Origin of the sequence: Maribacter sp. HTCC2170, from assembly GCF_000153165.2 — a bacterium.
In the GTDB taxonomy this organism is placed as follows: Bacteria; Bacteroidota; Bacteroidia; order Flavobacteriales; family Flavobacteriaceae; genus Maribacter_A.
In genome coordinates this window covers 3,007,238-3,020,785 of sequence record NC_014472.1, presented here as the reverse complement: position 1 = coordinate 3,020,785, position 13,548 = coordinate 3,007,238, and the positions used below count along the sequence as shown (strand labels likewise).

General features: G+C 36.5%; 12 protein-coding genes. 4 read left to right on the top strand and 8 right to left on the bottom strand.

What is annotated here, in order from left to right:
• The first annotated feature begins 17 nt into the window (after positions 1-17).
• The gene (locus FB2170_RS13205) at positions 18-2,108 is read left to right on the top strand and encodes a M1 family metallopeptidase (RefSeq protein ID WP_013307072.1); all 2,091 of its coding nucleotides are present in this window, start codon (positions 18-20) and stop codon (positions 2,106-2,108) included.
• Positions 2,105-3,019: a patatin family protein gene (locus FB2170_RS13200; protein ID WP_013307071.1), complete on the top strand. Its 915-nt coding sequence runs from the start codon at positions 2,105-2,107 to the stop codon at positions 3,017-3,019. The genes FB2170_RS13205 and FB2170_RS13200 overlap by 4 nt, the downstream gene beginning before the upstream one ends.
• Before the next feature lie 35 nt (positions 3,020-3,054).
• Here the strand turns inward: FB2170_RS13200 and FB2170_RS13195 are convergent, their stop codons facing one another.
• The 5 genes from FB2170_RS13195 to FB2170_RS13175 form a co-directional block, all read right to left on the bottom strand.
• Positions 3,055-3,573 (bottom strand): hypothetical protein, encoded by a 519-nt coding sequence (locus FB2170_RS13195; protein WP_013307070.1) that lies wholly within the window; start codon positions 3,571-3,573, stop codon positions 3,055-3,057.
• An 83-nt stretch (positions 3,574-3,656) separates the two neighbouring features.
• Positions 3,657-4,433, bottom strand: coding sequence for a hypothetical protein (locus tag FB2170_RS13190; protein ID WP_013307069.1), 777 nt, complete (start codon positions 4,431-4,433; stop codon positions 3,657-3,659).
• Positions 4,434-4,486: 53 nt separating this feature from the next.
• Positions 4,487-6,061: an FMN-binding glutamate synthase family protein gene (locus FB2170_RS13185; protein ID WP_013307068.1), complete on the bottom strand. Its 1,575-nt coding sequence runs from the start codon at positions 6,059-6,061 to the stop codon at positions 4,487-4,489.
• Between the two features lie 88 nt (positions 6,062-6,149).
• Entirely contained in the window at positions 6,150-7,424 is a 1,275-nt protein-coding gene (locus tag FB2170_RS13180; RefSeq protein ID WP_013307067.1) for an amidohydrolase, read from the bottom strand.
• A gap of 11 nt (positions 7,425-7,435) precedes the next feature.
• The gene (locus FB2170_RS13175; protein WP_013307066.1) at positions 7,436-7,978 is read right to left on the bottom strand and encodes a DsrE family protein; all 543 of its coding nucleotides are present in this window, start codon (positions 7,976-7,978) and stop codon (positions 7,436-7,438) included.
• Between the two features lie 129 nt (positions 7,979-8,107).
• Here FB2170_RS13175 and FB2170_RS13170 point away from each other — a divergent pair, with 129 nt between their 5' ends.
• Positions 8,108-10,438, top strand: coding sequence for an ATP-dependent helicase (locus tag FB2170_RS13170; protein WP_041633232.1), 2,331 nt, complete (start codon positions 8,108-8,110; stop codon positions 10,436-10,438).
• A 10-nt stretch (positions 10,439-10,448) separates the two neighbouring features.
• Complete coding sequence (locus FB2170_RS13165) at positions 10,449-11,069, top strand: L-threonylcarbamoyladenylate synthase (protein WP_013307064.1); 621 nt, start codon at positions 10,449-10,451, stop codon at positions 11,067-11,069.
• 59 nt (positions 11,070-11,128) lie between these two features.
• On the opposite strand, the gene FB2170_RS13160 is transcribed toward FB2170_RS13165, so the two are convergent.
• The 3 genes from FB2170_RS13160 to FB2170_RS13150 all read right to left on the bottom strand — a co-directional run bounded on the left by FB2170_RS13160 (position 11,129) and on the right by FB2170_RS13150 (position 13,548).
• Positions 11,129-11,980 carry an OmpA family protein gene (locus tag FB2170_RS13160; RefSeq protein ID WP_013307063.1) on the bottom strand — a complete coding sequence of 284 codons (852 nt, stop codon included), beginning with the start codon at positions 11,978-11,980 and terminating at the stop codon, positions 11,129-11,131.
• Positions 11,981-12,087: 107 nt separating this feature from the next.
• Positions 12,088-13,089 (bottom strand): glycosyltransferase family 2 protein, encoded by a 1,002-nt coding sequence (locus FB2170_RS13155; RefSeq protein ID WP_013307062.1) that lies wholly within the window; start codon positions 13,087-13,089, stop codon positions 12,088-12,090.
• A 12-nt stretch (positions 13,090-13,101) separates the two neighbouring features.
• Complete coding sequence (locus FB2170_RS13150) at positions 13,102-13,548, bottom strand: type I restriction enzyme HsdR N-terminal domain-containing protein (RefSeq protein WP_013307061.1); 447 nt, start codon at positions 13,546-13,548, stop codon at positions 13,102-13,104.

Genomic DNA, 13,548 nt, shown 5'->3' with positions numbered 1-13,548 from the left:
TTTGATGTCTTATACCTATGAAAAGAGTTTTACTTTTTATTTTCCTGTTTGTGTCCCTGCAGATTTTCGCTCAGCATCAGGATAAGGTAGATTTTTTAAGTGCCAAAGTTCTGATTGTACCGGATGCAGAAAAGAATCAAATTTGGGGAAATGTCACTTATGAATTTGAGGTACTGGAGAAGGTAGATTCTGTTTTTTTAGATGCTAGAAATATGGAGTTCTTTTCAGTATTAATTAACCATAAAAATGTGCCTCATTCAATTAATAAAAATAGGGTTACAATCAATAAAAGGTTTAAAAAAGGAAAGTATTATACGATTACTCTTGAGTATATAGCAAAACCAAAACAAACTGTTTATTTTTTAGGTTGGGATGATGAAGTTTCTGGAAATGAACAAATCTGGACCCAAGGTCAAGGAAAATATACGAGTCATTGGTTACCAAGTTTCGACGATATGATTGAAAAAGTAGCGTTTGATCTAAGTATTACATTTGATAAAGAATATCCGGTCATAGCTAATGGCAGCCTAAAAGGTATTGAAGATCAAGAGCCTCAAGCCCTAATGTGGAGTTATGACATGCAAAAGCCCATGAGCAGTTACTTATTGGCCTTTGTCATTGGTGAATATAGAAAGCAAGAATTGACCTCAACTAGTGGGATTCCCATTGAAAACTATTATTACCCAAAGGACAGTTCGCGAGTGGAACCGACTTATCGTTTTACAAAGGAAATTTTTGATTTTCTAGAGAAGGAGATTGGTATTCCCTATCCTTGGCAGAATTACAAACAGGTCCCTGTGCACGATTTCCTATATGCCGGAATGGAGAATACAGGAACAACCATTTTTTCGGGTGGGTACGTTATTGATTCAACAGCTTTTATTGATAAGAATTATGTGAACGTGAATGCCCATGAAATGGCACACCAGTGGTTCGGGAATTTGGTGACTGAAAAAGATGGGAACCACCATTGGCTTCATGAGGGTTTTGCAACTTACTACGCCTATTTAGCTGAACGAGAACTATTTGGTGATGAACATTATTATTGGAAGCTGTATGATACAGCAAATCAATTGAATGAACTGTCAGAAGGTGGAAAAGGAGAAGCCCTGACCAACCCAAAGGCAAGTAGCCTAACTTTTTACGAAAAAGGCGCTTGGGCACTCGTTATGTTGAGAGAACAGGTGGGGGGTGTGGCATTTAAAAAGGGAATACAGGGTTATTTAGATAATTTTCAATTCAAGAATGTAACTATTGCTGATTTTTTAAATGAAATTGGGAAGTCAAGTGGGCAGGATCTTACAGATTTTAGGGATAATTGGCTTGAAAAAACTTCTTTTAGAACCAAGGAAGTAAATAAGTATTTATCCGCTAGTTCAAAGAGAATAAAAGATATAATTGATCTCGAAGTTAGATTAAGCAAGTTGCCTGAAGAGCAGGACAGTATTTTGAGGTTGTTTTGGAATAAACATAAATCTGAATCTTATAGAAGTAGATTGATTCACAAGTACTTTGATAAATTGGATCAAGAAACAATGATAGAAGCCTTGAATGATTCATTAATCAGAGTTAGACAGGCCGTAGCCATCAACCTAAAGCAAGTCCCAGTTGGTTTGAAATCGGATTTTGAAACGCTATTAAAAGATCAAAGCTATATAAACAAAGAATATGCATTGTTGAAATTATGGTCTTCTTTCCCTGAGGAACGATCAAAATATTTAGATGAAACGAAGGGTGCCATTGGCCTACCAAATAAAAACATAAGATTGTTATGGTTAACCCTGGCCATACTCACAACTGATTATGAGCAAAACACTACTAGGAATTACATAGATGAACTCATGGGTTATACTTCTTCAATTCATTCTTGGGAAATACGAATGGGTGCTTTTCAGTATTTATTTGAAGCACTAGGCCTTAATCATACTGGTTTGAAAAATCTTTTTGAAGCAACAACCCATCATAGTTGGCAATTTAAAAAGTATGCCCGATCTTTGTTAGACGAACTTTTAAAAGATTCTGATTATTTGGTGCAAATCAGGAAAATTTCAAAAGAACTCAATGAAGTTGAACTTCGTTATCTTAGAACTAAAATAAAAATAGAATGAGGGCATTGGTCATTTCGGGAGGTGGAAGTAAAGGAGCTTTTGCAGGAGGGGTTGCCCAATATCTTATGCAAGAAGTAGGGCACAAGTACGATATTTTCATTGGCACATCAACAGGTAGCTTATTGATTTCCCATCTTGCCTTAGGGAAAATCGATAAAATCAAAAATATATATTCCTCAGTAAATCAAGATAGTATTTTTAGCAATTGCCCATTTACGGTCAAGAAAAAGTACGGTATCGATATTATTTCCATGAACCACTGGAATATAATGAAGAACTTGTTTAATGGTAAAAAAACTTTTGGGGAAAGTGAGAATCTTCGCGAGTTGATTTATGATAGTATTACCAGAGAAGAGTTCGTTAAACTAAAGAACGGACCAATAGATGTTGTAGTTACCGTTTCTAACTTATCATTGAATCAAGTTGAATACAAGTCCATTAACGACTGTACATATGAAGAATTCTGTGATTGGATTTGGATATCATCAAACTATACTCCTTTTATGAGTCTTGTGCGTAAAAATGGATGCGAATATGCCGACGGGGGATTAGGGAGCCTGGTCCCAATTGAAGAGGCGATACAAAGAGGTGCTACTGAAGTGGATGTGGTTGTACTAAGAACTGAGGTAAGCCATTATAACAGAATGCCGTCCAAAAATCCTTTTGAATTGATTACCAACATGATGGCATTTATTTTGGACCGAATTGAAAATCAAAACATTAGGATAGGAAAGCTAGCAGCAACGCAGAATGATGCAATAATAAACCTCTATTATACCCCAACGGTACTAACTACCAATTCTTTGATTTTCAATAAAGAAAAAATGACCCTGTGGTGGAAAAAAGGCTATTTGTATGCGAAGAATAAGGATAAGGAAAGTATGCCAATAGAACCACAATTACAGGAATAGGCCTATTTTTTCAGCTAAGCATTGTTTCAATTTATCTACCAAAGACTTCCGATTTCCTTTTTTACAAAGGCCAATGCAGTAGCCGAGGGTGATTGTTTGTCCATTGTCTCACTTAGAACATCCTCCCGAAGTTTATCAGCAGAATCAGTTTCGCTCATGGCTACTTTTCGAATCATTTGAATAGTTGCACTTTTGGCTGCTTTAATAATGTTCCAACAATCGTCGGATAAGTAGATTTGCTGCGATAGGTTGTGCTCAAACTCGTTTTCAATGGTTTTTATCAACAGATTTTCATAATCGCTTTTATTTGCAGATTTTGGAGCAACACGAACCACTAAACTGGGAATTGCAATACGTTCCAAGAAAAGTGCCATTCGCTCATATGCCTGTAAACGTATTGGGAGCGTATTTTGTTGGGAGTCTTTATGTAAAAGAAAACGCCTTCTACCTTCTTCATTGTTTGTATGCATTCTGAAAAAATAAAAAGCAATAGCACCTGTTACTACTGATGGTAATAAGTAAGCGAATAATTGAAAGATTTGATCTCCTGACATTTTAATTGGTATTTAGTTTGGTTTACGCAATTAGAACGCATGTTTTTTTGAAAAAGTATTTGTTAATTCAATTAGCTCTGATTTTAATTTGAAGCTTTAATACTCTCCTTTGCCATATCGTAAAATTGACTGTAATTAGGATGAAGAACTAGCGTAATTCCCTCTTTAAAATCACCATCTTTTCCTAATGAATCAATTCGACTTGGGTCAATCGAGAATTGACCTTGCAAGATATCACCAATTGCTGAAGCTTGATTGGCAGCCAAGACCAATTCTCCGGTCATACTTAAACCTTTTATGGTTAAAGAAACTTTAGGATTAGCATTAAGAATTCCTGCGATTTTTTCGAGCCATGCTGAACCTTCAGTTGTGACATCAGTACCCGTAGTGTTTCCAAAAAGAGACTCTAATTTAGCTGCAACAATCACAGAACCGTTACTAACTCCAATTTTGGTATTTTCACCTAAGGTTTGTTTCGCATTGGTCAACACAACTAGAGCCGTTGAATCATTTGAGGCCAGAGCATCGTTTATTGTTTTTAATTGATTTTCTTTTTCTGCGATTTTGGCCAAGGCTTTGTTCAAATTCTCGGAATTTGTATTTGAAATTGAAGCAAAACTATTTAGGTTCTTTAACAAAGTAGAATTGGCATCTTGCAATTCTTGCACTTGCTTTTCAAAAGATTCAGCCCGTGCCATTCCGATTTTTTCATTCTTTTTTGCCTCTGTCACAACAGCCTTGGTTGAATCCAATTCCATCTTTAGGGCATCAATTTCTGCTAGTAGGTCACTCTTTCGTTGAGCATGTAAAACGGTGGAAGTTATTGTAAGAAAAAGTATAGAGAGTAAAATTCGCTTCATAAATATTATTCGTTTTCTGTTTTTATTGTAAACTGTATTTTGACAAAATTAACCTATTCATGTATTTGTTTAAAATCCTTTCCGCCTAAATACCTACAATCATAAAGTTTTTGCATGTTGGTAAATGGAACTTTTCGCTTTTCATAACCATAAGTTGTCTGTAAATCTCCGTGAAGGTAATCATCATCAACATTAACTTGAATATCGTTCATTGTGAACTGGCACGGATGTTCGTATCCGGCAGCATGTGTTATTTCCAATAATTCCTTTCTAAAGGTTTTAAAATATTGGGCCAAACGGTCAGATTTTAGAGGAATATCAATTCCTTTTTGTAGCCATTTGCTTTGGGTGGCTATTCCGGTTGGACAGCGGTTTGTATGACATATCTGTGCTTGAATACATCCTATGCTCATCATTGCTTCACGGGCAACATTTATGCAATCAATACCCATAGCAAATGCCATTGCCGCTTTGGCAGGAAACCCCAGTTTACCACTTCCTATGAAAACAACCCTATTTGTAAGCTTTTTATCCTGAAATAATTTATATAGACAAGAAAAACCATATACCCAAGGCAAGGAAACATGGTCGGCAAAACTTGGTGGTGCAGCACCTGTGCCACCTTCACCGCCATCAACAGTTATAAAATCCGGACCTTTTCCGGTTTTAAGCATTAATTCAGCTAGTTCTTCCCATTGGTCCAATTTACCAATAGCTCCTTTGATACCTACAGGTAATCCAGTTTGTTCGGCAATATCCTCAATGAGCTGCATCAATTCAGGAATGGTGTCAAAGGCTTTATGGGTAGCAGGGGAGAGGACATCCTTACCTATTTCAACACCTCTTATTTCAGCTATTTGTTTGGTTATTTTTGCTCCAGGTAAAACACCTCCTTTACCAGGCTTGGCACCCTGGGACAATTTAATCTCGATAGCCTTGATACAAGGATTCTCATCAACAAGGATTTTCATTTTTTCCATTGAAAAATTTCCGTCTTTAGAACGAACACCGAAATACCCTGTCCCAAAATGAAAAATAACATCACCTCCTTTTTGGTGGTAAGGTGAGAGGCCACCTTCACCGGTATTATGATAAGCACCCGCTTTTTCCACACCTTTGTTCAAGGCTTCCACAGCGGCAGCGGAAAGAGAACCAAAACTCATCGCAGACACATTTATTGCAGAAGCTGGCCTATACGGTTTTTCACGTTTATTATAACTTCCAATAACTTTTGCACAGGGAACAAACGTTTTGTCTTTGATATTAGGGTGATTAGCACCGATTTTGAATGCCATCATCTGGTTCTTTACAAAAATATGCTGATGGGCGTAAATATCGCGATCTGTACCAAAGCCCTCATAATTGTTTTCTTTTTTGGCAGAAGCATAAATCCATCCCCTCTCAATTCGATTGAAAGGCAATTCCTCTCTGTTATTGGCAACAAAATATTGTCTCATTTCAGGCCCTATGCTTTCAAGCCAATATCGTAAATGACCAACAATCGGGAAATTATGCGAAATCGTATGGGATTTTTGAAAAAAGATATCTCTGATTGCTATGATAATAAGAAATATTAATATCCATCCCCACCAAGCTATACTTCCTAAAATGTCAAGAAAAGCATTCATGTAAAAATTTTAATTATTCTTATAAAAGTAAAAAGTTGAAGGCAAATTACAATTCACCTTCAACTTTCAAATGAATATTATCAATAATTTATTGATTCAAATAGTCTAAACTTAATTCTGTAAGTGTTTTTACTCCTAGTAATAGTCCGCTGTCATCAATTAAGAAATCTGGAGTGTGATGTGGAAACGGAGTAGTGTTACCGGGCGTCATTCCTCCTAGAAAGAAATAGAAGCCAGGTATTTTCTCCTGAAAGAATGAGAAATCCTCGGCTCCCGTAGTTGCTTTTATAAGCTTTACTTTATCGGGCCCGGCCACTCTTTGGATACTTGGCAACATTTGTTCTACTAATCTCTCATCATTGTAAGTAATGGGATAACCCAGCCTAAAAGATAAATTGGCTTCCCCACCATAGGCTTTAGCAATAGTGGCTACCATCTCCTTCATTCGTCTTTGAATCATTTCTTTCATTCCGTTATCCAAAGTGCGAAGGGTTCCTATCATATCTACAGATTCAGGAATAATATTGGAACGCACACCACCTGAAATTTTCCCAATGGAAATAACGGCCGCTTCATTTGTTAGTTTGGCTTCTCTACTGATAATAGTCTGTAGTCCATCAATAATCTTTGCACTTATTAAAATAGGGTCAACACCCGACCATGGCTGTGAACCATGGGTTTGTTTCCCTTTTACCTTGATATCAAAACTATTAACTGCCGCCATAGTTCCGCCAGGTTTATAACCAATATAGCCCACGGGAGTTGCCGAGTTTATATGTAAACCAAAAATGGCATCGACTTTTGGGTTCTCCAACACTCCTTCTTTAACCATTAGTTCAGCGCCACCTTCTTCTCCAGGAGGTGCACCTTCCTCTGCAGGTTGAAATATGAATTTCACGGTTCCTTTAATTTTATCCTTGTTTTTTGAAAGCACTTCTGCAACACCCATTAAAATGGCAATATGGGTATCATGTCCGCAGGCGTGCATAACTCCAACTTTTTCTCCTAAAAATTCGGAGGTTACAGTTGATTTATATGGTAAATCATTTCGTTCATATACAGGAAGGGCATCAATATCTGCCCTTAGGGCAACTACTTTGCCAGATTGCTTTCCTTTTAAGATACCAACAACCCCTGTATGGGCAACCCCTGTTTGTACTTCAATTCCCAAAGATTTCAGATGTTCGGCAATCTTTTCCGCAGTTTTGAATTCTCGATTGGACAATTCTGGGTTTTGATGAAAATATCTTCTCCATTCAACAACATTGCTTTCGATAGCAGAAAAATCCTTGTCAAGGCCATAACCCTGCGCCATGGCAAAGCTTCCAAAAAGGAGCAGGACCATGCTAACATATTTACTCATAAGTATTTAATTTAAAATTTAATCAGTCTGTAATCTTTATCTTGAAAGTGAATCAATGCGGTCATGGCAGATAGTGACATTTGAACTCCGTCAATTAATTCTTCTTTTGGAAAACCCCTTGATATAGATGATTGTCCACAAAAAATAACCTGTCCACCAGCATTCATTAAAGCGTTTATTAAATCATAATTTGGATTCTGGACTCCAAATCTTTTGTTATATGCCTCATTGCTAATAATGTCCTTTGAAGCTTTATTATGAACAACCAGAACAAATTTCAAATTACTTAACGGCACTCCACTCTGCGCATGCATATTCAAAAAACGAGCGGCCGTTTCTATAGATGAATTTATTTTAGAAGTGTCAGTAGGCGAGTTCATAATGTCAAAGACTGCCTTATATTCTTTGGAAGGGTCTACTTTGAATTCAGGATTTGTTATTTCCCACACCTGACCAAAATCAGTAATTATAGGCCCTGCTTTTTTTTCTTGGGCGGATATTGTCAAACAAAAAACAATGGTAATTAACAGTGTAGACTTAATGGATAGAGACATTCTTGAATATTATCCTTTAAATATATTCAAATTCCCCTTATTATCGATTCACATTGTTCATAATTATTAAGTGATGATTTTAGGATGCGCTGAATATTGGCTAAATTCACGGTCCAAAAAATAATTGTATTGAAGAATTTTCTTGATGAATTAAATGATGCTCAAAAAGCACCGGTCCTACACAAAGACGGACCATTAATGGTAATTGCTGGCGCTGGTTCAGGAAAAACCAGGGTGTTGACCTATCGTATTGCCCATTTGATGGCACAGGGGGTTGATTCATTCAATATTCTTGCGCTGACCTTCACTAATAAGGCAGCCCGTGAAATGAAAAAGCGAATTGCAGAGATTGTGGGTTCTTCAGAAGCGAAAAACCTTTGGATGGGTACTTTCCATTCAGTTTTTGCAAAACTCTTGAGGTTTGATGGTGATAAATTGGGTTATCCAAGCAATTTTACAATTTATGATACCCAGGACTCTCAACGCTTGATAGCGTCTATTATCAAGGAAATGGGTCTTGACAAGGATATTTATAAATACAAGCAAGTACAGAATCGTATATCGTCCTATAAAAACAGTTTGATTACCGTTAAGGCATATATGCAAAATCCAGAATTGGTTGAAGCGGATGCCATGGCTAAAAGACCTAGGTTAGGGGAAATTTACCAGCACTATGTAGATCGCTGCTTTAAAGCAGGTGCAATGGATTTTGACGACCTATTATTGCGCACGAATGAATTATTGAACCGCCACCCTGAAGTATTAATGAAATATCAGGATAGGTTTAGATATATACTAGTAGATGAGTACCAAGATACCAACCATTCCCAATATTTGATTGTCAAGGCTCTTGCAGATCGTTATCATAACATTTGTGTTGTTGGCGATGATGCGCAGAGTATTTATTCTTTCAGAGGAGCGAACATTAGTAACATTCTTAATTTTCAACGTGATTATGAAAATGTGGGCATGTATAGGCTGGAGCAAAATTATCGCTCAACTAAGAATATTGTAAATGCCGCTAACTCTATAATAGCGAAGAACAAGAACCAATTGGAGAAGGTGGTATGGACTGAAAATGACGATGGGCCAGCGATCAAAGTACATAGAAGTATTACTGATGCCGAAGAGGGTAGGTTCGTGGCAGGTTCAATTTTTGAGAACAAAATGCAAAACCAGTTACTCAATGGTGAATTTGCGATTTTGTATAGAACCAATTCCCAGTCCAGGGCAATGGAAGACGCCTTACGAAAGCGTGATATTCCTTATCGTATTTATGGTGGATTATCTTTTTACCAGCGCAAGGAAATAAAAGATGTACTTTCTTATTTACGTTTGGTGATTAATACCAAGGATGAAGAAGCGTTAAAACGGGTTATTAATTTTCCTGCAAGGGGTATAGGTCAAACAACGGTAGATAAACTTGTTGTGGCCGCAAATCATTACGGTAGATCTATATTCGAGGTAATCGAAAACCTAGATCGTATTAATCTTAAAATCAACTCTGGCACAAAGCGGAAACTGGAAGATTTTGTGACAATGATAAAGAGTTTTCAAATCATGGGTGAAAGTAATGATGCTTTTACTTTGGCCGAACATGTTGCGAAAAAATCTGGAATTTTACTTGAATTCAAAAAAGATGGTACTCCTGAAGGTATTGGACGAATGGAGAACGTTGAAGAATTGCTCAATGGTATTAAGGATTTTGTTGAAGGACAAAAAGAATTGGCAGATGCCACTGGTAATATTTCAGAATTTCTTGAAGATGTGGCTCTGGCAACAGATATGGACAAGGATATGGGGGATGATGACCGAGTGGCGTTAATGACCATTCATTTGGCAAAAGGATTAGAGTTTCCATATGTATACATCGTGGGTATGGAAGAGGATCTTTTTCCGTCGGCAATGAGCATGAACACACGTAGTGAATTGGAAGAGGAACGCAGATTGTTTTATGTTGCTTTAACACGAGCAGAGAAACAAGCTTATCTTACTTATACCCAGAATAGATATCGATGGGGTAAATTAATAGATGCAGAACCAAGTCGTTTTATAGAGGAAATAGATAAAAAATATATTGAAAATCTAACCCCTATAGACAATTCTTACCGGTATAAATCTTTGATTGATACTGATATTTTTGGTGACGTGGATAAAAGCAAGCTGCGACAAATAAAGCCAAAAAAAGGCACTCCTCCAGTGGCTGGCAGGCCTAGTGAGTCTCAACTGCGAAAACTAAGAAAATTGAAACCAGAGTTGTCAAAGCCTATCGGAAATACAAATACCATTGATCCCAACCTTGCGGAGGGTAGTCTTGTAAACCATACCAGATTTGGTAGGGGAGTGGTTATAAAAATAGAAGGTTTGGGAAATGATAAAAAAGCTGAAATCCAATTTGATAAAGGTGATATTAAGAAATTGTTATTACGTTTTGCTAAATTGGAAATAATTTCTTCCTAAAAAAGAAAATTTGGCCGAGTTTATAAAAATATATCAAGAGAACCCTAATCCAAAAGCGATTTCAAGAGTGGTACAATCGCTTAGAAAAGGAGGTTTAATAATATACCCTACAGATACGGTATATAGTTTGGGCTGTGATATTACCAATACCCGTGCATTGGAAAAATTGGCGCGAATCAAAGGAATCAAACTTGAAAAGGCAAATTGGTCCTTTGTTTGTGCGGATTTAAGTAATCTTTCAGACTATGTTCGTCAGATTGATACCTCTGTATTCAAAATATTAAAAAGGGCACTTCCTGGACCTTATACCTTTATTCTTCCAGGCAGTAATAGTTTACCTAAGGTTTTTAAAAAGAAAAAGACTATTGGTATTAGGGTGCCAAATAATTCAATTCCTAAAACATTGGTTCAAGAGCTTGGAAACCCTATTGTATCTACGTCTATACATGATGAAGATGAAGTGTTGGAATATACTACCGACCCAGAGCTTATTCATGAAAAATGGGGTAATATTGTTGATGTAGTTATTGATGGAGGTTATGGTGGCAATATTGCCTCAACAGTAATTGATCTTTCACAAGACGAAGTAGAGGTTGTACGTGAAGGCAAGGGGGCAATAGATATCTTCTAAAAAAGGATAAAAAAAACCGCACTTAAAAAAGTGCGGTTTCAAATTTCTAATATTTCTTATTAGTTATTGATAGCAGGATCTTTCATGCCCTCTTCAATCATACTATAGAACTGATCTATTTTCGGTAATACAACGATTCTAGTTCTTCTATTCTTGGATTTTTGAGTTTGTGATACTGGAACGAACTCGGCTCTACCTGCCGCAGTCATACGCTTAGGGTCTACACCATAATCATTCTGTAAAATTCGAACAACAGCAGTAGCTCTTTTAGCACTTAAATCCCAGTTATCCAATAAAACTCCTTTTCTGTAAGGAACATCATCAGTGTGTCCTTCAACCATAAATTCAAAATCAGGCTTGTTGTTAACTACTTTGGCAACTTTACCTAAAATTTCTTTGGCTCTACTTGTTATATTGTAGCTTCCACTACTAAACAATAACTTATCCGAGATAGAAACAAAAACAACACCTTTTTCAACACTGATTTCGATATCCTCATCATCTAAATTGCCAAGAACACCTTTTAAGCTCTGAACCAATGAAAGGTTAACAGAATCTCGGCGGGTTATTGCGTTTTGCAACTTTCTTATTGTAAGGTCTTTTTCTTGTAGACTCTCTAAAGATTTTTCAAGGTTCTCAGCACCCTTAGTAGTAAGTGTAGTCAAATTACCCATGTTGTTGATCAACTCTTGGTTATTGGCCTTTAAAAATGCATTTTGATCTTCTAAAGTCTGTAATCTCGAAGTTGCGGTTGCTTTGTCTTCCAAACAACTGTTCAATTTAACTGTTGCAGAATTCAATAAATCTTGAGCCTCTTTATGTTGGGCCTCTAAATCAGCATATTTCTTTTGTGATACGCATGAGGACAATAACATTGTCACTCCCAAACAACCTAAAATAATTTTTTTCATAATAATGTGATGTATATATAACTTGTGATAATAATAAAAACCAGTAATTAACTCTAATCAATCTGTAAAATTATACAATTAGAATCCTTGGTATTCTGCAAAATTAGTTAATCTTTTACTAAAATGTTAAAATTCTTTATTCCATCTACGTAATGAGACCAAACAATGGATTTTATTAAGCCGTATTTTTTTATAAAGTTACTCTTTTCTCGTTTTTTGTACATTTTTCCAAATTGGGCATAAAAGTTCAAATGGGCTTTTATTATAGCAAAACAATGCTTAGCCCTAAACTGGAAAATAAATCGAATCCCGGCAATACCGTCAAGGACCAACCTTAGAAAAATTATTAAAAATGCTTTTCGTCTAGGTAGGTTCTTTGTAATTGAAAATAGTGAATTTCTAAAATTTAAATATGTTTTTTTAGGATTCATATTACTTAGGGTAGAGCCTCCTAAATGATAAACCTTGGACAGGCCTACGTAGTAGACTTTATGTCCTGCATTTTTTGCTCTCCAGCAAAGATCAATTTCTTCCTGGTGGGCAAAATAATCTTCATCAAACCCATTCAGGTTCCAGTAAACCTCACTTTTTATGAACATGCAGGCCCCGGTTGCCCAAAAAATCTCCCTGATATCATCATACTGACCTGAATCTTTTTCCAGTTCCTGAAAAATACGACCCCTGCAAAAAGGGTAGCCTAATTCATCAATAAAACCACCAGCTGCTCCCGCGTATTCAAAATGATCCTTACGTAAAAGGTCCAGTATTTTTGGTTGTACTATAGATATAGTGCTGTTCTCGGCAAAGGTTTCTTTGATTGGGGTCAACCAATTTTCAGTGACCTTTACATCGGAATTCAAGAGACAATAAATGTCTGCTTCAACATGCTTTAAGGCGTCATTGTAACCTTTGGCGAAGCCGCCATTTTGTTCGTTTTCAATAATCTTTATCGAAGGGTGGTTTTTTTTGACAAAAGCAATGGAGCCATCGGTTGAAGCATTATCTGCCAAATAGATATCAGCGTCTTTGGAGTACTTCATCACAGAGGGCAGGTATCTTTCCAAAAGAACCTCTCCATTCCAATTAAGTATAACAACTGCTATTTTCAAAACGCTTGCAAATTAACGGCTAAAATCAGGAACTTGTTCTAAAAAATGATATTTTTCTTCGCTATAGTCCATTTTACAAAAATAGTGATCAAGACCATTGGTTACCATTAGATATTCTGCTCCCAATCGCATATTATATTGTGCAATCTGATCAAAAGTCTTTTGGTTGATTTTTATATTTGGTGCTTTGCATTCTACCAAGACCCTTATACCTCCATCAACATCAAAGACTACGATATCATAGCGTTTGACCACTTTGTTTACTTTGAGTTGTTTCTCCACGTTAATATGACTTTTGGGATATTTTTTTTCATGGATTAAAAACTTAATGGCATGTTGTCTTACCCATTCCTCAGGTTGGAGTACCACAAATTTTTTGCGGATTTCATCAAATATCCAGACTTTATTTTCGCTATTTTTGAGACGAAAATCATATGCTGGAAAATTAAGATCTTGCAT

Coding starts and splice junctions, on each gene's coding strand:
- FB2170_RS13185 (WP_013307068.1), bottom strand. CDS start 6,061: ATGAATGCTTTTCTTGACATTTTAGGAAGTATAGCTTGGTGGGGATGG.
- FB2170_RS13180 (WP_013307067.1), bottom strand. CDS start 7,424: ATGAGTAAATATGTTAGCATGGTCCTGCTCCTTTTTGGAAGCTTTGCC.
- FB2170_RS13200 (WP_013307071.1), top strand. CDS start 2,105: ATGAGGGCATTGGTCATTTCGGGAGGTGGAAGTAAAGGAGCTTTTGCA.
- FB2170_RS13150 (WP_013307061.1), bottom strand. CDS start 13,548: ATGCAAGATCTTAATTTTCCAGCATATGATTTTCGTCTCAAAAATAGC.
- FB2170_RS13205 (WP_013307072.1), top strand. CDS start 18: ATGAAAAGAGTTTTACTTTTTATTTTCCTGTTTGTGTCCCTGCAGATT.
- FB2170_RS13160 (WP_013307063.1), bottom strand. CDS start 11,980: ATGAAAAAAATTATTTTAGGTTGTTTGGGAGTGACAATGTTATTGTCC.
- FB2170_RS13195 (WP_013307070.1), bottom strand. CDS start 3,573: ATGTCAGGAGATCAAATCTTTCAATTATTCGCTTACTTATTACCATCA.
- FB2170_RS13190 (WP_013307069.1), bottom strand. CDS start 4,433: ATGAAGCGAATTTTACTCTCTATACTTTTTCTTACAATAACTTCCACC.
- FB2170_RS13175 (WP_013307066.1), bottom strand. CDS start 7,978: ATGTCTCTATCCATTAAGTCTACACTGTTAATTACCATTGTTTTTTGT.